This window comes from Halomonas sp. DQ26W, assembly GCF_003339685.1.
Taxonomy (GTDB): Bacteria; Pseudomonadota; Gammaproteobacteria; order Pseudomonadales; family Halomonadaceae; genus Halomonas.
Map to the genome: position 1 here is coordinate 1 of NZ_QPKI01000010.1, position 19,280 is coordinate 19,280.

At 60.7% G+C, this 19,280-nt stretch carries 16 protein-coding genes; 6 read left to right on the forward strand and 10 right to left on the reverse strand.

Annotated elements, in window-relative coordinates:
• Together DU490_RS06970 and DU490_RS06975 are read left to right on the forward strand one after the other, a co-directional pair.
• A partial coding sequence (locus DU490_RS06970; RefSeq protein ID WP_220270465.1) for a transposase occupies positions 1-278 on the forward strand: 278 nt, incomplete at its 5' end.
• Between the two features lie 142 nt (positions 279-420).
• Positions 421-813 carry a group II intron maturase-specific domain-containing protein gene (locus DU490_RS06975; protein WP_258801432.1) on the forward strand — a complete coding sequence of 131 codons (393 nt, stop codon included), beginning with the start codon at positions 421-423 and terminating at the stop codon, positions 811-813.
• Positions 814-923: 110 nt separating this feature from the next.
• Here the strand turns inward: DU490_RS06975 and DU490_RS06980 are convergent, their stop codons facing one another.
• Positions 924-1,124 carry a hypothetical protein gene (locus tag DU490_RS06980; RefSeq protein ID WP_181869991.1) on the reverse strand — a complete coding sequence of 67 codons (201 nt, stop codon included), beginning with the start codon at positions 1,122-1,124 and terminating at the stop codon, positions 924-926.
• Between the two features lie 365 nt (positions 1,125-1,489).
• Here DU490_RS06980 and DU490_RS06990 point away from each other — a divergent pair, with 365 nt between their 5' ends.
• Positions 1,490-2,152 carry a response regulator transcription factor gene (locus DU490_RS06990; protein WP_114573612.1) on the forward strand — a complete coding sequence of 221 codons (663 nt, stop codon included), beginning with the start codon at positions 1,490-1,492 and terminating at the stop codon, positions 2,150-2,152.
• A gap of 201 nt (positions 2,153-2,353) precedes the next feature.
• Here DU490_RS06990 and DU490_RS06995 read toward each other — a convergent pair whose 3' ends face one another.
• The 4 genes from DU490_RS06995 to DU490_RS07010 form a co-directional block, all read right to left on the reverse strand.
• Positions 2,354-6,304, reverse strand: coding sequence for a PAS domain-containing hybrid sensor histidine kinase/response regulator (locus DU490_RS06995; protein ID WP_114573613.1), 3,951 nt, complete (start codon positions 6,302-6,304; stop codon positions 2,354-2,356).
• Between the two features lie 157 nt (positions 6,305-6,461).
• Positions 6,462-6,977: a hypothetical protein gene (locus DU490_RS07000; RefSeq protein ID WP_114573614.1), complete on the reverse strand. Its 516-nt coding sequence runs from the start codon at positions 6,975-6,977 to the stop codon at positions 6,462-6,464.
• Positions 6,978-7,072: 95 nt separating this feature from the next.
• A complete protein-coding gene (locus tag DU490_RS07005; RefSeq protein ID WP_114573615.1) occupies positions 7,073-8,869 on the reverse strand; it encodes a sodium:solute symporter family protein in 1,797 nt (598 codons plus the stop codon).
• A 6-nt stretch (positions 8,870-8,875) separates the two neighbouring features.
• The gene (locus DU490_RS07010; protein ID WP_114573616.1) at positions 8,876-9,136 is read right to left on the reverse strand and encodes a DUF4212 domain-containing protein; all 261 of its coding nucleotides are present in this window, start codon (positions 9,134-9,136) and stop codon (positions 8,876-8,878) included.
• 612 nt (positions 9,137-9,748) lie between these two features.
• Between DU490_RS07010 and DU490_RS07015 the strand changes: the two genes are divergently transcribed.
• The 3 genes from DU490_RS07015 to ttcA all read left to right on the forward strand — a co-directional run bounded on the left by DU490_RS07015 (position 9,749) and on the right by ttcA (position 13,300).
• Positions 9,749-11,569, forward strand: a complete 1,821-nt coding sequence (locus DU490_RS07015; RefSeq protein WP_114573617.1) for a DUF294 nucleotidyltransferase-like domain-containing protein — start codon at positions 9,749-9,751, stop codon at positions 11,567-11,569.
• A gap of 71 nt (positions 11,570-11,640) precedes the next feature.
• Positions 11,641-12,270: a 3'-5' exonuclease gene (locus DU490_RS07020; protein WP_114573618.1), complete on the forward strand. Its 630-nt coding sequence runs from the start codon at positions 11,641-11,643 to the stop codon at positions 12,268-12,270.
• 91 nt (positions 12,271-12,361) lie between these two features.
• Entirely contained in the window at positions 12,362-13,300 is a 939-nt protein-coding gene (ttcA, locus tag DU490_RS07025; protein ID WP_114573708.1) for a tRNA 2-thiocytidine(32) synthetase TtcA, read from the forward strand.
• Positions 13,301-13,463: 163 nt separating this feature from the next.
• Here the strand turns inward: ttcA and fnr are convergent, their stop codons facing one another.
• The 5 genes from fnr to DU490_RS07050 form a co-directional block, all read right to left on the reverse strand.
• Complete coding sequence (gene fnr, locus DU490_RS07030; protein WP_114573709.1) at positions 13,464-14,210, reverse strand: fumarate/nitrate reduction transcriptional regulator Fnr; 747 nt, start codon at positions 14,208-14,210, stop codon at positions 13,464-13,466.
• Positions 14,211-14,348: 138 nt separating this feature from the next.
• Complete coding sequence (gene hemN / locus DU490_RS07035; protein ID WP_258801433.1) at positions 14,349-15,755, reverse strand: oxygen-independent coproporphyrinogen III oxidase; 1,407 nt, start codon at positions 15,753-15,755, stop codon at positions 14,349-14,351.
• A 107-nt stretch (positions 15,756-15,862) separates the two neighbouring features.
• Complete coding sequence (locus DU490_RS07040; RefSeq protein WP_114573619.1) at positions 15,863-16,561, reverse strand: sulfite exporter TauE/SafE family protein; 699 nt, start codon at positions 16,559-16,561, stop codon at positions 15,863-15,865.
• Positions 16,561-16,794: a cbb3-type cytochrome oxidase assembly protein CcoS gene (ccoS, locus tag DU490_RS07045; protein WP_114573620.1), complete on the reverse strand. Its 234-nt coding sequence runs from the start codon at positions 16,792-16,794 to the stop codon at positions 16,561-16,563. Before ccoS ends, DU490_RS07040 begins: the two co-directional genes overlap by 1 nt.
• Positions 16,791-19,268, reverse strand: coding sequence for a heavy metal translocating P-type ATPase (locus tag DU490_RS07050; protein ID WP_114573621.1), 2,478 nt, complete (start codon positions 19,266-19,268; stop codon positions 16,791-16,793). Before DU490_RS07050 ends, ccoS begins: the two co-directional genes overlap by 4 nt.
• Positions 19,269-19,280: the final 12 nt, after the last annotated feature.

Below are 19,280 nucleotides of genomic sequence, written 5' to 3' on the forward strand. Positions count from 1 at the left end.
TCTACCACCAAGTCCAGGCCAGCGGTCATGACTGCGAGGTAGTGGCTCCGTCCTTGATCCCCCAGCGTGCCGGGGATCGCGTCAAGACCGACTGGCGAGACGCGAAGATGTTGGCACGCCTATCGAGTTCCGGTGAGCTGACACCGGTGTGGGTACCCTCCCTGGAGCAGGAGGCAGTTCGCGACCTGACACGGGCCCGTGAGGACATGAAGGCTGTCGAGCTTAAGGCCCGGCAACGCCTGGGCGCCTTCCTGTTGCGTCATGGCCAGCCTGAGTGATTTTCTCGAGAATTCACTTCGGCTCACGGTCAATCGCACCAAGAGCGCGGTGGACCGGCCCTGGCACCGTGGGTAACTGGGCTACACACTGACCCGGCACAAGCTGCCAAAGCTGACACTGGCCAAGGCTAGTCTGCAGCGCTTGCTGCAGCGTGTCCGTGAGATCCTCAGGCGCGAAAGAGGGCGCCACATACGGCGAGTTATCGACGAGCTGATCCCGGTCCTGCGGGGCTGGGCCAGCGACTTCGCCCTCGTTGATGTAAAGCGCCCGCTGGAAGCGCTGGATCAATGGATGCGCCGCCGACTGCGCTATGTAATCTGGCGGCAATGGAAACGTCCAGCGACTCGGCACCGCAAGTTGAGGGCGCTGGGCCTGGACGCATACCGTGCTTGGAAATCAGCGGGGAATGGACGAGGGGCCTGGTGGAATGCGGGTGCCTCGCACATGAATCAGGACCTGCCGCGGAAGTGGTTTGATCAGTTAGGTCTGATCTCGGTACTCGATACGGTAAGAAGGCTTACCCGTTCTTTATGAACCGCCGTGGTACGGAACCGTATGCCCGGTGGTGTGGGAGGGCGCCGGGGGTGACCCCGGCCCCTACCCGATTTCAGCCAACGCTGGCGATGTGCGATGAGAGTGTGATTTCAGCCCGCTATCAGCTCCTTCTTGCGTGCCTGCATCTTTTCACCAAGCTCTTCGAACTCACTCTCCGACATGGTCTTGCGCGCCAGGGGGAACATTTCCTCTTCTTCCCCAGCGTGGTGCTCGATCAGTTTCTTGAGCACCTTGGTATGGTCTTTCTTGAGCAACTCGAGAGCATTTATGATGTTACCTCCCGTAGACATCGGGTGTTCGCCAGCTCAGCATAGGCCGGAAGGTATCGGTGTCAAACTCTCGGTTGGTCTGGATATGCTGGTATTTGTTACGACATGTCTGAAGCGACTCTTCGGGCTTCGGCTCATGTCGCAGTGGGGGTGCAAAATGCCCGACGAGCTACTCTGGTCAAAGGTGTATGGTCAAGACGTGACGGCAGGTGTTGGCCAAGCACTGTTGATGGTTCAGGCTGAAGGATTGCCTCGGATCGAGTGATTGTTGACAAATATGGCCAGGTGCTTGGGAAAGCCTTGGCGCATGGGGTAACATGCTGTTATTGATTTGAGCCCAGTGTGTCGGCCCTTGGCCCACTGCTCAAGGAACCGGAGGAGAATCCATGGCGTTTGCCCAGAAATTCATCGTTGCTGATGATCATCCGCTGTTCCGTGCAGCCCTGACCCAGGCGCTGCGCCAACTGGCGCCCCAGGCCGAGATCGTCGAGTCAGACACCATGGCGGCAACCAACGAGGTGGTGACGCGCCACCCTGATGCCGATCTGATTCTACTGGACTTGCATATGCCTGGCGCTCATGGTTTCTCGGGACTGATCCAATTGCGCGGACAGACTCCCGATATCCCGGTGGCAGTGGTATCCGGCAGCGACGAACCCTACGTGGTGCGTCGCGCCATAGACTACGGCGCTTCCGGCTTCATCCCCAAATCATCCTCCCTGGCGCTGATCGCAGAGGCGGTGAGTGAGATTCTTGACGGCGAAGTGTGGCTGCCCAAGGACCTGGCCGATGCCATGGGCGATTCCAACGAAGAGGAGACGCGTTTCGCCGAGGCCATCGCTTCACTGACGCCGCAGCAGTTCCGGGTTCTCAACATGCTTACCGAGGGCCTGCTCAACAAGCAGATCGCCTATGAGCTGAGCGTCTCCGAGGCGACTATCAAGGCCCATGTCACGGCCATTCTGCGCAAACTTGGTGTTCATTCACGTACCCAGGCCGTCATTGCCGCCCAGAAGCTCGAGGTGGAGCCGCCCAAGGTCGAGTCCTGAGCGACCCGCGCCAAACGTCGATGCAAAACAAAACCGCCGGATGGCAACATCAAGCGGTTTTTTGTGTTCGGGAGGTCTTGCTGACCATGGCCGGGGAGGGCGAAACGGAGGTCATTCGCCATTGATGGCGAATGTGGCGCCCAGGGATTGGTTTACAGCGCCTCTGTGGAGCCTCCTCCGGTCATGGTAATTGCGCCATGACTAACTCTCCTGCCGGGCGGCACGGCTGGCCTGCAGGGTGCGAGTCAGCAGGGCGCGCAGGGCGGCAGGGCGCACTGGCTTTTGCAACAGGTGATAGCCCGAGCGGCGGATCACTTCGGCCACCTCTTCGGTGCGATCGGCGGTGATCACGATTCCCGGCACAGCGCCCTCGAGGCGTTCGCTCAATGCTTCCAGTGCCATCAGACCGGTGACTTCATTATCCAGGTGGTAATCCGCCAGAATGGCATCCGGCTCGCCGTCTAGATTACGCAGGACCGACTTGGCACCGCTGATGCTGGTTGCGGTGAGCACGTCACAGCCCCAACCTGATAGCATCGCCTTCATGCCTTCCAGAATGAGTGTCTCGTTGTCGATACACAGGATTCGAGTACCTGCGAGCTTATTGCCTGCACGCCGCGCTACGGCCTGCTCCGATATTGCCTCCAGAGGGCGTGCCTCCACCATCGGAACACTGACGGAGAAGACCGTGCCGTGGCCCTCCCGTGAGCGGACCCGTATCGGGTGATCAAGCACCCGGCTCATGCGGTCGGCAATGGAGAGACCAAGTCCTAGTCCCTTCTCGCTTTCCTTGTGTCGGGTGGTCTGGTCGAGGCGACGAAACTCCTGGAAAATTTCCGACTGTTTGGACTCGGGGATGCCGGGGCCGCTGTCCCACACTTCGATGGAGAGTCGATCTCCCTGACGCCGGCAGCCGAGTAGTACCCGACCCTCCTGAGTGTAGCGAATGGCATTCGACAGGAAATTCTGGACGATGCGTCGCAGCATCTGAGGATCGCTGTCGACCCAGAGGTTCGTCGGTACCATCAAAAGGTCGAGGCCGCGGTCCTCGGCCATGACCGCGAACTCGGCATAAAGCGGCTGGACGATATCGGCCAGAGCAAAGTGGCTGCGGCGAGGCGTCAGCGCGCCGGCATCGAGCTTTGAAATATCCAGCAGGGTACCCAGCAGTTCTTCGGCTGCTTGTAGTGAGTTGTCGATATGACCGATGGTGCGGCGCATGTCCTCGGCCACGTCCTCCTGGGATAGCGCCGAGGTGAACAGGCGGGCGGCATTCAGAGGCTGCAGCAGGTCATGGCTGGCCGCTGCCAGGAAGCGTGTCTTGGAGGCGTTGGCGTCTTCGGCTACCTGTTTGGCCTGACGCAAAGCCAGTTCGGCCTCGGCGCGTACCCGGTTTTCCTGACGCAGGGCGGCATTGGCTTCCGACAGTGCCTGGGTACGTTCGCGGACCCGCTCCTCGAGTGTTTCGTTGGTCTCCTTTAGAGCGATTTCCGCTACTCGGCGCTCGGTGATGTCCTGGTAGAGGGCGAAGAAACCGAGTATCGAGCCGCTGTCGCCGAAGTGTGGTGTATAGGTGACCAGCATATAGCGGATGCCGCCGTTTCCTTGCATCGATACCTCGAAGCTGACCCGCTCCCCGGCCAGTGCCCGGCGAATCCAGGGTGCTCGCTCGCGTGCCATATCGTCGGTGATCACCGTGTCCACCGGTTGTCCGATGACCTCATTGCGGTCGATGCCGAAGGCTTGCTCGTAGGCGCGGTTGGTAAAGAGGTAGCGGCACTCCTTGTCGAAGTAGGCGATCAGTGCCGGAACGTTATCGGTATAGATACGGATATTGTTTTCGGAGCGAATCAGCGCTTCCTCGATACGCTTTTGCTGAGTGATGTCCTGATAGGTGTAGACGAAGCCGCCCCCCGGCATGGGGTTGCCCTGTACCTCCAGTACACTGCCGTCCTGCCGGTAGCGGACGTAGCGATGGGGTTGGCCTTCGCGGATGTTGTCGATCAGCAGTTGGACGTGCTCTTCCGGGTCGCCGGGCCCGTATTCGCCGTTGTGGGCGTTGTAGCGGAAGATCTTGTCGATGGGGGCGCCGACCCGTATCAGGTGGTCGGGGAAGCGGAACAGCTCAAGGTAGCGCTGATTCCAGACCACCAGGCGCAGGTTCTGGTCGACCACGCTGATACCCTGGTTGATGTTCTCGATGGTGGCCTGAAGCAGGGCTCGGTTGAATTCGAGTACTTGAGACGCTTCATCGACGATGGAAATTACATCCGAAATGCCGATACCGCGTCCCTGAAGCGCCGAATTGACCACGATTCGCGCCGACGATGCTCCGAGCACCGACGCAAGTAAGCGCTCAGTGAACTGGATCACGTCGATGGAGGCCCGTGAGCTATCTTCCAGCGGCTTATTGCTACGCCGGGCATAATCATCGAAAGCTCGTTGTACCTGCTTGGCGCCGAGGAAGCGTTCGCACAGGACCTTGAGATCACCTATGGTGGTGGCGCCGGTCCAGGGGCGGTTGACCGAGGTCTGGCGGGTCTCGACGCTGTCGACGAACAGCGAAGCCTGGATCCGTTCGACCACACGCTGTGAGGTGACCTGTGAGATGAAGATATAACAGAACAGGTTGACCCCGAGCGATAGCATCACGCCGTGTGTGAAGGCGTCACCGAAGTTGAGTCCGAACAGCGCGGTTGGCGTCAACCAGGCGTGTCCGAAGGGGCCGCCATCGATCCAGTGGGCCGGCAGCACGCCGCCCTGAATCATGGCAGGCATCAACAGGCTGTAGGCCCAGATGGCGAAGCCAGCATTCATGCCTACGACAACCCCTAGCCGGTTGCCGCGTTTCCAGTAGAGGCCACCGAGCAGGGCGGGGGCGAACTGGCCTGCGGCGGCAAAGGAGAGCATGCCGATCGAGGCCAGAGAGCTGAACTCACCGATCAGGTGATAGAAGCCATAGGCCAGCGCCAGGATCACGCAGATGGTAATGCGCCGGGCCTGGAGTACCAGGCGGCCGTAGTCTCTGGGCCGTGCGTCCAGCCAGCGCAGCCTGAACAACAGCGGAATCACGATTTCGTTGGAGATCATGATCGATACCGCCACCGTGGCCACGATGACCATCCCGGTGGCCGCCGAGAAGCCACCGATATAGGTAAGCAGGGTCAGCCACTGGTTGTCTGCGGCCATGGGTAGCGCCAGCACGAAGGTGTCGGGTTCCACTGAACCGTCTGGGAACATGGCCAGGCCGGCGGCGGCGATCGGCAGGATGAAGAAAGCGAAGGCCACCAGGTAGAGCGGAAACAACCAGCGTGCCTTGGAGGCGTCGTCTGGGTGGGTGTTCTCCACCACCGCGACATGGAATTGCCGGGGCAGGCAGAAAATCGCCAGCATCGCCAGTAGAGTCTGTGCCCAGAAGCTTCGGCCGAAGTCCTGGTCGGCCAACTGGCGCTGCAGCTCCATCTGGTCGTCGGCCCGGCTGAGCAGGTCACCGAGGCCGCCGAACATCCCCCAGGTCACGTAGGCGCCAAGAATCAGGAACGCCAGCAGTTTGACCAGGGACTCGAAGGCCACAGCATGGATCAGGCCTTCGTGGTGCTCCGTGGCGTCGGTATGCCGGGTGCCGAAAAGAATGGCGAAGGCCGCCATGACGATAGCCACGAAGAAGGCCGTATCGGCGAACAGCGGGGTATGCGTAATGTCCGTGGCATCGGTCAGGACGGCAAAGGAGGTGGAGACCGCCTTCAGCTGCAGGGCGATATAGGGCAGTGTGCCGACCAGGGCCACCAGGCTGGCGAAGGCGGCCAGCGACTGTGCCTTGCCGTAGCGCGAGGCGATGAAGTCGGCGATAGACGTGATGTTCTGTCGCTTGGCGACACGGATCATCTTGGCCAGCACCGGCCAGAACAGCAGGAAGGTCAGTATCGGTCCGACATAGATGCTGGCGAAGGACCAGCCTGCCGTGGCGGCCTGACCGACCGCCCCATAGAAGCTCCACGAGGTGCAGTAAATGGCCAGCGCCAGGATGTAGATGATGGGCCTGCGTCGGCTCGCACCATGCTTGCGAGCATGGCGGTCTCCGCGCCAGGCGATGGCGAATAGTATCGCGATATAGAGCAGTGAAACGGCAATCAGTAGCCAACCGGCGAACATGCAATCTCTCCCTCGGATCTGGACCCATTCTATGGCAATGGTGGCCGGTAGGGCAGTCGGTCGATGGACGAGGCGTGGACAGGTGTCGATCGGCAAGGCGGAGGCGGCCGGTTGCACAAAGGCAAACCGGCGCAAGATAGGTTATCGTCAAGCAGGTTCAGGTGTTGCCACATACCGCCTGGTACAGAGCAGAGTCGCTATCGACGCTGCGCAGGGCAGACAGGCGGGGCTGGCGCTCTTCACCAACGAGCGGCAGCTGCTCTTGTGTCGTGCAATTCATCAGGAACGCCTGGTGCGTCAAGCGGTCCACATAATCCTTTTCAAAGCGATAGAGGATGAACTCGACCAACTGTTGGCCGTCGGCCTCGCTAGGTACCATGCTGTTGCCATCGACCACACTGAAGGCCGTAGTCATGGGAAAGAAATAGGTCCAAGGGCGCCAGAATGCCTCCCCTTCCTCGGTAGCGACCACCTGAGTCGTGGCCGGCAGTTGGCTCTGCTTGTGATCGATCCAGGAGTACTCGTAGTGAATCTGGTAACCCAGCATGCCCAGTCCTGCACAGGCCGGAACGATCCAGCGTGGCAGTCGCTTGCCGCTGATCACCCGCAGTAACAGGCCAATTCCTGCGGCCCCCAGGCCGGCAAATATTGCTGCAACCAGATGCCATATCATAATGTTGCCTTCTGAAAGCAGTCGGGCTTCCCGATGGAAGCCCGACTGGGTTTTGATTCCACAACAGCCTTGCTGTGTCAGGAATCCATTATGGCTTAGTGGTCAACCGCACCGCCAGCGCCTTTGGGGAAGCGAACGCTTTCCACCAGGTCCTGGATTTCCTGCGGAGGCTCTTCGGTTGCAGAAGAGACCGCGAAGGCAACGGCGAAGTTGAATATCGCCCCGATCGCCCCGAAGGAGAGCGGCGAGATGCCCATGATCCAGTTGTCCGGCGTATTGGCCAGCATGTTGGTGCCGGGAATGAACAGCCAGCCCAGGTAGGTGAAGATGTACAGCAGGGTGGAGATCAGGCCCGCCAGCATGCCGGCTACGGCGCCCTTGCTGTTGATCCGCTTGGAGAAGATACCCATCATCAGTGCTGGGAAGAGCGAGGCGCCGGCAATACCGAAGGCCAATGCCACCGTCTGTGCCGCGAATCCTGGCGGATTCAGGCCGAGGTAGGTGGCCAGCAGTATGGCGCCGCCCATGGAGATCCGCGCCGCCAGCATTTCGCCTTTTTCGCTGATGTTGGGGTTGATGGTCTTCTTGATAAGGTCGTGGCTGATGGCAGAAGAGATTGCCAGCAGCAGGCCCGCTGCGGTGGAAAGCGCCGCCGCGATGCCGCCGGCCGCGACCAGACCGATGACCCAGCCCGGCAGGTTGGCGATTTCGGGGTTGGCCAGTACCAGGATGTCGTTGTTGACCTGCAACTCGTTGCCCGCCCAGCCACGCTCTGCGGCCGTATCGGCGAAGTCGGGGTTGGCGTCGTTGTAGAACTGGATGCGACCGTCATCGTTCAAGTCGTTGAAGGTGATCAGGCCAGTATCTTCCCAGGTGCGGAACCACTCGGGACGATTCTCGTAGAGAATCGGTTCGGCCATTGCCTCTTCATAGTTCTCGACCTGGCCGGCTGCTTCCGGGTAGACGGTGGTCAGCAGGTTGAGACGTGCCATGGAGGCCACGGCCGGAGCGGTCAGGTAGAGCAAGGCGATGAAGACCAGTGCCCAGCCGGCCGACCAGCGTGCATCGGCAACTTTCGGTACGGTGAAGAAGCGGATGATGACGTGGGGCAGACCGGCGGTACCGATCATCAGCGACAGGGTAAACAGCACCATGTTCAGCTTGTTGTCCACGTCAGCGGTGTAGTCCCGGAAGCCTAGTTCCACCAGCACCTCGCTCAGCTTGGCCAGCAGCGGAACGCCAGATTCACTGTGTGTGCTGAACATGCCGAACATGGGAATCGGGTTGCCGGTCAACTGCATGGCGATGAACACGGCCGGAATGGTATAGGCGATGATCAGCACCACATACTGCGCCACCTGGGTGTAGGTGATGCCCTTCATGCCGCCGAATACGGCATACAGGAAGACGATGGTGGCGGCGATCCAGATGCCCCAGGTGTTGCTGACCTCCAGAAAGCGGGAGAAGGCGACGCCGGCGCCGGTCATCTGCCCGATAACGTAGGTCACCGAGGCCACGACCAGGCAGACGACAGCCACCAGGCGCGCGGTACTGCTGTAGAAACGATCGCCGATAAAGTCGGGAACGGTGAACTTGCCGAACTTGCGCAGATAAGGTGCCAGCAGCATGGCCAGAATGACGTAGCCACCGGTCCAGCCCATCAGGAATGATGAGTTGGCGTAGCCGCCGCTGGCCAGCAGGCCGGCCATAGAGATGAAGGACGCGGCCGACATCCAGTCTGCGGCCGTCGCCATGCCGTTGGTGATCGGGTGGACACCGCCGCCGGCGACATAGAAGTCCTTTGTCGAGCCGGCCCGTGACCAGATCGCAATGCCGATATAGAGGGCAAACGAGCCACCCACGAATAAGAGGTTGATTGCAAATTGACTCATGCCGACTTACTCCCCAAGGCCGTATTTTTCATCAAGCCTGTTCATTTTCCACGCATAGAAGAAAATGAGCACGATGAAGGTCAACATGGAGCCCTGCTGGGCAAACCAGAAACCGAGGTCCGTGCCGCCGATAGGAATGCCAGACAGCAGGGGGCGCAGGAGGATGGCAAAGCCATAGGAGACCAAGGCCCATACAAACAGGCACCCGGCAATCAGGCGAACGTTCGCTTTCCAGTACGCAGCAGCATTGGATTTATCATCTGCCATAGTGTTGCTCTCCACTTGTTTTTGAGGTTGGGAAGTTGCACAGAGAGATTTCAGGGTTCATCAGGTTCGTTCCACGAGGCCTATCTTTCGTTGATTACCGCGACAACAGTGCCGGCTAGCACCTCATTTATCGTTACCCTGCGCAGCCAAGCCAGTCTTCCCACTATTCTTCCCACTATGTCTCTTGCCGGTTGTCGAAGTACTTTGCCGACATGGAATTACCTTGCATGACTCATCGGCAATACTGGTCAAGAAATGAGAAAAATAAAATCCCAGACTTTGGTATCATGAGTAAACTGTGATTGAACGATGCGGTATCTTGTCGTTTTATATCAGTCTGTTGAGGGATTATTATGCTTCGCCATCGAAAGTGTGTCCCATGGGCATAGGACGATTGTCTAGTCTCGAGGTGTATGACCTTTTGTCTAGTTTTTTACCCAATAGACTATTGTCTAAGGCGTGCGCCCTGGATTGTTTCGACCAGTAGGACGATGGTCTAGGTTATGCCTGAAAAGATCTTGTTGTTATTCTGCCTGGAGACCTCTTCACGTCGAGGGTGGCCATAGTCCCAATTCATACTGAGAATAACGGCCGCAAAACGAGGGCAGCTGCATGGTCGATGTCGATCTCTCCCAACCCCCTTTTTCCTTTCTTGATGACGAGGGACGCGAGCGCGTTCGCAACGGCATTGACCTGGCCTATTTCGATCGCGATGAAATTATTCTCGAGACCGGTCAGCCTGGTGAATACGTCTTCATCATTCACAAGGGTGAAGTTGCCGAATTGGACACGACCCTGCCCGGTGCTCGTGAACGTATCGGCCATTACACAGCCGGCGATCTCTTCGGCGCCATCAGTATCCTCAACGGCAAGAGCCGCTATCGTTTTCGCGCCGAGCAGGAGAGCCTGTGCTACCTGCTACCCAAGTCACTATTCCTGCAGCTGTGCGACGAATTCTCGCCCTTCGCCGAATTCTTCCGCCAGACTTTGTCTCACAAGGCACGCCTACTGACCGAACAGCGTGCAGAAGGCGGCGTGACCATGGCCGGCTTCATGCTCGCCAAGGTCAGCGAATGTATGCGCACGCCGCTCTGCGTGAGTCGTGAATCGACCATCGCCGATGCGGTGGCCACCTTGCACGACAGCCATGCCGACAGCCTGCTGGTCGAGGGTGACCAGGGAGCCGGCATGGTGACCAAGACCGATCTCCTCAATGCCCTGGTATTGGAGGGACGTGAGAAGGCTAGCCCTGTACGTGAGGTCGCCAGCTTCGAACTGGTCACGGTCAGGCCCGACCAGTACCTGTTCGAAGTGCTGGTCAAGATGACACGGTTCAAGGTGGAGCGGGTCGTGGTCACCGAAGCAGAGGCACCGGTTGGCGTGGTGGAACTGACGGATGTGCTCAGCTACTTCTCTAGTCGCAGCTATGTGGTCAGCCTCCAAGTGGAGCAGGCTGACAGCCTAGATACGCTATTTCGTGCCAGCCGCCGCACGCCGGAACTGGTCAAGGCGTTGATGGCTCAGGGAGTCAAACTCCGCTTCGCCATGGGCCTGCTGTCGGCTCTCAACGGACGCATCATGTCCAAGGCCTGGAGCTTCCTCATCGATGAGTGCTACCACGAGGGCAGCTGCCTGATGGTGATGGGTAGCGAAGGGCGTGGCGAGCAGATACTCAAGACCGACCAGGACAACGGCCTGATACTCGCCGATGATTTCGACTGGCCGGATGTCCATGACCAGATGCAGCGCCTCACGGAGACCCTGATCGAACTGGGCTATCCGCCATGTCCCGGCAACATCATGGTCTCCAATCCCGAATGGGTGGGCAGCGTATCCCAATGGCGTGAGCGCATTGCTCATTGGGCCCGGGTCCGCGATGGCGACAGTCTGATGAAACTTGCCATCATGCTCGATTCCCATGCCGTGGCAGGCAACCCGGCGCTCCTCGACAGAGTCCGCGACTCGCTGTTCGAGGCGTGCTCCCGGGACGAGATATTTCTCTCCTACTTCGCTCGCACCGCGCTGCGCTTCTCTACACCGTTGACGCTGTTCGGTTCACTGAAGAAGCCCCAGCATGGCATCGACATCAAGAAGGGGGGGATTTTCCCCATCGTTCATGGCGTGCGGACCATGGCGCTGGAACGGCGAATCAAGCCGACTTCGACCCTGGAGCGCTTGGAGGCGCTGGCTGCCGATGGGCGTCTGGAAGAGCGCGTCGCCGAAGACCTGTCGGAAGCGCTCTCTCTGTTTACCGAACTGCGCCTCAAGCAGCAGCTTGAGCGTCTGGACGGGAGTGCCAGCGAAGCAAGCCCGGACCGGGTCATCGTTCAGCAGCTCTCCTCACTCGAGCGAGACCTGATGAGAGAGGCATTGCATATCGTCAAGGACTTCAAGCAAAGCCTGTCACAACGCTATCACCTAGAATACTCCTGAGGGTTTGCAGGAGCATCGGGGGCGCGGGCCAATAACAGGTCAATAGCCGGTTAATAACAACAGGAGGTTACATGCTTCGAGCATTGAGACGGGTCAAGGATCGTCGCCGTCACGCCAACGGCGAGTATGGCTGGCTGTTCCACCCCTATACCGGCGACGAGCTGGTTGCTATCGATTGTGAAACCACTGGCGTCGATACCCGCACGGCTGAACCGGTTTCCATCGCAGCGGTAAAAGTGCGTGGCGACCGGGTGCTGGCTAGCGAGTCGCTGGACCTGCGACTTTGTCGTCCCGCCTCCCTAACAGGGGACTCCATTCGGATTCATGGCCTGCGCGGCATCGACCTGGATGGCGGCGAGTGCCTCGACGAGGCGCTGGCGAAACTACTGGATTTTATTGGCAACCGGCCGTTGCTGGGCTGGCACCTCGATTTTGACCTTGCCATTATCAATCGCCAGCTACGCCCACGGTTCGGTTTCGAGTTGCCCAATAGTGGTATTGATGTGGCTCAGCTTTACCATCGCCTACTGCGCCGCAGTGCCATGGAGCCGGATCCGACGACGATCCGTTTCGATACGGTGGCACAGATGCTGGATGTCCCGGTGATGGGACGTCACACCGCGCTGGGAGATGCCGTGACCACGGCGCTGATGTACCTGAAGCTGGAGCGCGGGACCATACAGGCCAGGCAGGAGGCATGACCGGGTCGCTCGGGCTGGGCGTCGCCAGTCGCGGGTGGCAATGGTAGGATGTGCCCCGATATCCACCACACGCTCTGGCAGCGCCGTGACCATGCAAGATGCCGTGACATTCGACCCGATCACCTTGGAGGGCCGCAATAAGCCTTCCCGTTCTTCGGCGACACAGCCCCATTCTCCGCTGGACGGCCTGGACGCCAAGGCCCGGCGGGAATTCAACAAGCTGCAAAAGCGCCTGCGTCGCCAGGCAGGTAATGCCATCATCGACTACGGCATGATCCATGAGGGCGACCGTGTGATGGTCTGCCTTTCCGGTGGCAAGGATAGCTACACGCTACTGGAGATATTGCGTAACTTGCAGCGCAACGCGCCGGTGAACTTCTCCCTGGTGGCGGTCAACCTCGACCAGAAGCAGCCCGGCTTTCCTGAGCATGTATTGCCGCGTTATCTGGACGCTATTGGTGTCGACTACCATATCCTGGAGCGTGATACCTATTCGGTGGTCAAGGAAAAAACGCCGGAGGGAAAGACCACTTGTGCGCTGTGCTCGCGGCTTCGGCGCGGTTCGCTCTACGGCTTCGCTGAGCGGATCGGTGCCACCAAGGTCGCTCTGGGGCATCATCGTGAGGACATACTCGAGACGCTGTTTCTCAACCTCTTCTTCGGTGGCAGCCTCAAGGCCATGCCGCCGAAGTTGCTCTCCGATGATGGCAAGAATATCCTCATTCGCCCGCTGGCCTATTGCCGCGAGGCCGATATTGCCGAGTTTGCCCGGCTGATGCAGTTTCCTATCATTCCCTGCAGCCTGTGTGGCTCACAGCCCAATCTTCAGCGCCAGGTAGTCAAGGAGATGCTCGCCGAATGGGAGGTCCAGCATCCAGGTCGGCTAGAAAGCATGTTTAAGGCCGTGACCAATGTGGCGCCTTCACAGCTTGCGGATCGCGATCTGTTCGATTTTTCCGGTCTCGAGGAGGAGCAGGCGAAGCGCCAGGCGGATCGCATCGATGCCTTCGAGTTGACCCACGAAGTCTGAGCGATTCCGGCCCCTTCCGTCCAGGTCGTAACCGTTATCCCACAGATAGGGGGTGAAGCGAGAAGGCCCGATAAAGGTACGGCCCGTCGATTTTCATGACGGGCCGTTCTTGTTACAAAGGCGCAGCGAGCTTTCTGCCAGGCCGTGGTGTTAGGCCCTGGTGTCAGTGTTCTTCCTGGGCCTGGGTGACCAGGGCTTCCAGGTTGAGGATATTCACCTCGCGGCCGGAGACTTCAACCAGCCCCTGCTGCTGGAAACGACCGAGAATGCGGCTGACAGTTTCCACAGCCAGGCCCAGATAGTTGCCGATATCGGCCCGCGACATGGAGAGCCGAAAGCTGTGGGGCGAATAACCGCGACGGCGAAAACGGTCAGACAGGCTGGAGAAGAAGCTGGCCAGGCGCTGGTCGGCTGTCTTGCGCGACAGCAGGCGCATCATGCGACGGTCGTCTCTCAGCTCTTTGCTCATGCTGCGGTAGAGCTGGCCACGCAGCTCGGGCAAAATCTCGGAGAGTGAATCGAGGCGATCAAAAGGGATTTCGCAGACCGTGGTGGTTTCGAGTGCAATCACGCTGCCGGGGTAGGCCTGCTCGTCGATACCGTCGAGCCCGACTAGCTCGCTGGGGAGATAGAAGTTGGTAACCTGGTCGTCGCCGGAACCTTCCGTGGTGATCTGCTTCAGGCTGCCGGAGCGCACCGCATAAACACTGTTGAATGCGTTGCCCTGCCGGAACAGCGACTCGCCCTTCTTGAGGGGCGCTCGGCGGCGAATGATGGCGTCGAACTGCTCCATGTCCTCGACCTCGAGCGCCAACGGCAGGCACAGGGAACTCAGGCTGCAGTTCTGGCAGCGTGTCTCGTGCAGCAAAGAGCGCCGCTTGTCGACCGCATTGGCCGCATGGACAGCCATGGTCACCTCCTTGATCGTGATCATGGCTGCATTATGTCGCATTCTTTGGCTCGGGAAAATGCCCGTTGTGACGATTGGCCGCAGCCCACTGATAATCAGAGCCCGTGCGATGACGTAATTGCCTGTGTCAAGGCGATATCAGGTATGGCGTGAATCCGGATGGTGAGGCAGGCGTGCAGCGAAGGCCGTGGCGAGATGATGAATCAGTAGCCGTCCGATCGGTGTGGCCACGAGACGGTCTTTCTGCCAGACCAGCAACCCATCCCGCTCCGGCGCTTGCAGACGGGCCAGGGTATCCGCCAGATAACGCGGTGCGTCGATTCCGAACATTTCCCCCAACTGGCCCAGGTCCAGCTGCATGTCGCATATCAGCCGCTCGATGGCGTGGTGGCGAATCCGGTCATCGAAGGTCTGGCGTATGCCGCGCGCCGTAGCCAGATGGCTGGCATCCAGGGCCGCCTCGTAAGCGCCAAGGCTGTCGGGGTTCTGGGCGTAGACGCCATCCACATGGGAAATGGCCGATACGCCAAGCCCCACCAGGTCACAGCGACCGTGGCTGGAATAGCCCTGTAAGTTGTGCTGCAGCGTCCCCTTGCGCTGAGCTATGGCCAGGCTGTCCCCGGGGCGGGCGAAGTGTCCCATGCCGATGTGCACGTAGCCGGCCTCGGTCAGCATGACCAGCGAGTTTCGCAGGATGGCCAGTTTCTCTTCCGGGCCGGGAAGGTCCTCGTGACGGATGCGTCGCTGTGAGATGAAGCGGCTGGGCTTGTGGGCGTAGTTGAAAATCGATAATCGGGCCGGCGCCATGGCGATGACCTGCTCCAGGGTGGCGGCGAAGCTGTCGCGGGTCTGGAAGGGTAGGCCATATACAAGGTTCAGCTTCAGCGAACGAAAGCCCAGTCGGTCTGCCTCATCAAGCAGTACTTCGGTCAGAATGCGGGGTTGTACGCGATCGATCGCACGCTGTACCTGGGGGTCGAGATCCTGGACGCCGAGGCTCAGGCGATTGAAACCCAGTGCCTGCAGGTGGCGTAGAGTCAAGACATCGGCCTCGCGCGGGTCGATCTCGATGGCGTAGTCGCGCTCCCGAGAGCTGGAGAGCCCGAAGCGCGCATCGAGCCGGTCGATGAGGTCGCTCAGCTGGTCAAGGCTGAAGAACGTCGGCGTGCCGCCTCCCCAGTGCATCTGGGTGACTTCCCTGCGCGTATCCAGATGCGATCTTACCAAGACCATTTCACGGTCAAGCCGGGAAATATAAGGCTCGGTGACTCGCGTGGCCGTGGTGATGATCCTGTTGCGCACACAGTAGTGGCAGGCCTTGCGGCAGAACGGAAGATGAATATAAAGCGATAGCGGACGCCCGCTGTCATTACTGTTTGCCAGGGCGTTCTGGTACGCCTCTTCGCCGATATCGTCCTGGAAAGAGCTCGAGGTCGGGTACGAGGCGAAATGAGGGCCACGGATATCATACCGGCGCAGTAGAGCATCGTCCCAGGCGAAGGGATCGGTCATCATTCCATGTAGGGCCATCGCGGGGACGGACATGAGGGCGCTCCGGCGTCTCGTGAGATGTCCTTATGCTAGCGGCACTGCATCTGTCGCGGTTTGAGCTGTGTCAAGCGAAACCACAATGAACTGTGGAGTTGCTCGTTTCAGTGCAACATGTCGGGGGCAAGTAGCGATATGAGTTGCCACAGGGCGAAGGCGATGATCGATAGCGCAGCCAGGGTGCGAGTGGCGCGATGGCGAATCAATGCGCCTAACTGGCGCGCGGCGAAGCCGGTGACGAGTAGCGCCGGCAGTGTGCCGAACCCGAAGGCAGCCATCAGCAGTGCGCCATGAACCGGGTCGGCGATGGCCAGGCTCCAGGCGAGCATCGAGTAGACCAGGCCGCAGGGAAGCCAGCCCCAGACCGCACCGAGGCCCACCGCCTGGGGAAGCCTGACCACGGGCATGAGACGTTTGCCAATGGGCTCGAGGTGTCGCCACAGCCGCTTGCCCACGGCCTCCACCCTGAGCAGGCCCTTCCACCAGTTGGCGATGTACAGCGCCATCAGGATCAGCATCACGGCGGCAAACAGCTGCAGGATCACCCGAGCCGTGTTCGATAGGGCGATCACGGTACCCAGTGAGGCTACCAGGGCGCCAGCCGTCATGTAGCTGAGAATTCGTCCCAGGTTGTAGCCGAGCAGGAGTCCGGTGAGTCGCGCTGGGCTACGCATGCTGGGGGGGACCGCGAAGGTCAGGGCACTCATGATTCCGCCACACATACCGATGCAGTGAGCGCCGCCGAGCAGGCCAAAGACGAAGGCTGCCAGCAGAGGTGGCAGGCCAAGCCCGGTAGGATCCATCAGCGGTCTGAGTGCTCGTCGCTGTCGGAATCATGGGGTCTGCGCTCGGCTGCCCTGCGGCGCTGCTTCCGTGCTTCCGGCGTCATGTCGTTCTCATCGTCATCAAACAGGATGCGATGCGCTGGGCCCTCCAGGTCCTCGAACTGATCGTTTTTCACGGCCCAGAAGAAAGCCCAGACCGCTAGCCCGAGCAAGACAAGTGATAGCGGTATGAGCAGGTAGAGAATGGTCATGCGTTCACCAGGCGAGCGGGGTTGGCCGGGTCGGGCGGCGACGCGGTGCGGTAGCGGCTCAGGCGAAGGGCGTTGCCCACCACCACCAGTGAGCTGGCCGACATCCCCAGGGCGGCCACCCAGGGTGGCACGATGCCGATGGCGGCGAGGGGGAGCGCAGAAAAGTTGTAGCATACCGACCAGATCATGTTCTGGCGCATGACGCGTCGTGTGGCGTTGGCGATCTCGATGGATTCGACGATACGCATCAGTCGGGGGCTCAGCAACACGGCATCGGCGCTGGTGCGTGCCAGGTCGGTAGCGCCGTTCATGGCAAGCGATACGTCGGCACCGGCGAGCACCGGCACGTCGTTTACGCCGTCACCGATCATCGCTACTTTCTCGCCTCTCTCCTGGCACTTACGGATGTGGGCCAGCTTGTCCTCGGGGCTGGCACCGGCCCGCCAGGACACGATGCCGAGGGCGTGGGCGAGACTTTCCACGGCGCCGGCATTGTCGCCGGAGAGCAGTTCCACCGACAGCCCGCGTGCCTTGAGTGCTGCCACGGTAGCGGCGGCGTCTTCGCGAATCCGGTCATGCAGTGCGAACCAGGCGCGGGGCTCTCCGCCTTCGGCGAGCAGCAACCACTGGCCCGGCCCCGGGAGCGCGGGGGTCTGCCCGGGTGCGGCGAACTCTGGACGGCCCAGACGCCAGGGCTGGCCATCGATAGTGCCCTCGACGCCCTGTCCGGTTCGACTCGTGCGCTGGTTGGCATCGACGGTGGCCTGACGCCAGGGGCGAAAGGCGCGGGCAATGGGGTGTTCGGAGTGAGCCTCCAGGGCCGCGGCGACGATACGGGCTCGCTGCGCAGAAATGTCGCCGAGCGGGCGGGTCTCGAACAATTGCATTTCGCCGCTGGTCAAGGTGCCAGTCTTGTCGAAGATCACTCGGTCGACCTGGGACAGTGACTCGATGGCGTCGGCGCGGGTGATCAGCACGCCGCGACGACGCAACTGGCCATGTCCGGCGGTCAGTGCCGTAGGTGTGGCCAGTGCCAGGGCGCAGGGACAGGTGACCACCAGCACCGAAAGGGTGACCCACAGCACCCGGGAGGGGTCGATGAACCACCAGGCAATGGCGACACAGGTAGTCACCAGCAGCAGCCGCAGTACGAACAGGTGGGACATGCGGGCGGCCATCTGGGCCAGGCGGGGTCGGCTGGCGAAGGCGCGGTCGGTGAGGTCGACGATGCCCGCCACGCGCGCCTGCTTGCCGGCATGGGTAACTCTAACCGTCAATGGGCTCTCGATGTTCTGGCTGCCGCCGACGACGCTGTCGCCCACGCGGCGGGTCACCGGCAGGTACTCCCCGGTGAGCATCGATTCATCGAGGCTGGATTCGCCCTCCTCGATCACGCCATCGGCGGGAACGCCATGTCCGGGCTTGATCAAGATCCGGTCGCCGGTGGTGAGTTCGCTGGCCGGAAGGATGCGTTCGTCGCCATCAGCGGTGAGTCGCGTCGCTGACAACGGCAAGGCGCCGGCCATGGCATTGCCGGTATGCCCGCTGCGTCGCCGGGCACGGGCCTCGACGTAGCGGCCAAACAGCAGGAAAAAGGTGAACATGGCCACCGAGTCGAAATAGACCTCGCCGGTATCGGTGATCACCGCATAGCCGCTGGCCAGGTAGGCGCCGCCAATGGCGATGGAGACCGGTACGTCCATGCCCAATACGCGGGTGCGTAAATCGCGCACGGCATTGCGGAAGAACGGCATGGCCGAAAAGAATACCACCGGCGTGGCCAGGGCAAAGGAGAGCCAGTGAAACAGGGCGTAGAAGTCCTCGCTGATCTCGCCGGGGCTGGTCATATAGATGGGAATCGAGAACATCATCACCTGCGCCATGCCCACCGCGGCCACGATCAGCCGGCGGATGTTCATGCGCTCCTCGAACTGTAGTCGCTGTTGGGCGGCGTCAGGCTCGTAGGGCTGGGCACCATAGCCGATGGCGGCCATTTCGGCGAGGATGCGTGACAGATTGAGTCGGGCCGGATCCCAGGTCACGCGGACCCGGTGGTGGCTGAGGTTGACGGCGCTGACGCCGACGCCTTCCAGCGCATTGAGCCGATGCTCGATCAGCCAGGCACAGGCTGCACAGGTGATGCCGTCCACTGCCAGGGTGGCGTGCACCAGGTCGCTATCGGCTTCGGGGTGGACGAATTCCCGCTGCAGCCCCGGGTCGTCGAAGACGGCCCAGGTCTCGGCCTTGATCTTCTGGCGATCGTCCGGGCGCTCGGGCAGCTCGGTACGAAAGCGGTAGTAGCTCTCGAGCCCGCCGTTGACGATGGCGTGCGCCACGGCCTCGCAGCCGGGGCAGCAGAGCGGGTGTGCCTGGTCGTCGAGGGTAATCGACCAGGGCGCTCCCGCCGAAACCTGGCTGCCGCAGTGATAGCAGTCTGGCGTCGCGAATTCAGCCGTGGCGGCGTGCTGATTCATGGCCGCTCGGTT

Excerpts from the sequence above, each read along its gene's own strand:
- DU490_RS07000 (WP_114573614.1), bottom strand. The coding sequence starts at position 6,977 with ATGATATGGCATCTGGTTGCAGCAATATTTGCCGGCCTGGGGGCCGCA.
- DU490_RS07040 (WP_114573619.1), bottom strand. The coding sequence starts at position 16,561 with ATGGATCCTACCGGGCTTGGCCTGCCACCTCTGCTGGCAGCCTTCGTC.
- DU490_RS07020 (WP_114573618.1), top strand. The coding sequence starts at position 11,641 with ATGCTTCGAGCATTGAGACGGGTCAAGGATCGTCGCCGTCACGCCAAC.
- DU490_RS06980 (WP_181869991.1), bottom strand. The coding sequence starts at position 1,124 with ATGTCTACGGGAGGTAACATCATAAATGCTCTCGAGTTGCTCAAGAAA.
- DU490_RS07050 (WP_114573621.1), bottom strand. The coding sequence starts at position 19,268 with ATGAATCAGCACGCCGCCACGGCTGAATTCGCGACGCCAGACTGCTAT.
- DU490_RS06990 (WP_114573612.1), top strand. The coding sequence starts at position 1,490 with ATGGCGTTTGCCCAGAAATTCATCGTTGCTGATGATCATCCGCTGTTC.
- fnr (WP_114573709.1), bottom strand. The coding sequence starts at position 14,210 with ATGGCTGTCCATGCGGCCAATGCGGTCGACAAGCGGCGCTCTTTGCTG.
- DU490_RS07015 (WP_114573617.1), top strand. The coding sequence starts at position 9,749 with ATGGTCGATGTCGATCTCTCCCAACCCCCTTTTTCCTTTCTTGATGAC.
- hemN (WP_258801433.1), bottom strand. The coding sequence starts at position 15,755 with ATGTCCGTCCCCGCGATGGCCCTACATGGAATGATGACCGATCCCTTC.
- DU490_RS07005 (WP_114573615.1), bottom strand. The coding sequence starts at position 8,869 with ATGAGTCAATTTGCAATCAACCTCTTATTCGTGGGTGGCTCGTTTGCC.
- DU490_RS07010 (WP_114573616.1), bottom strand. The coding sequence starts at position 9,136 with ATGGCAGATGATAAATCCAATGCTGCTGCGTACTGGAAAGCGAACGTT.
- ttcA (WP_114573708.1), top strand. The coding sequence starts at position 12,362 with ATGCAAGATGCCGTGACATTCGACCCGATCACCTTGGAGGGCCGCAAT.
- ccoS (WP_114573620.1), bottom strand. The coding sequence starts at position 16,794 with ATGACCATTCTCTACCTGCTCATACCGCTATCACTTGTCTTGCTCGGG.
- DU490_RS06995 (WP_114573613.1), bottom strand. The coding sequence starts at position 6,304 with ATGTTCGCCGGTTGGCTACTGATTGCCGTTTCACTGCTCTATATCGCG.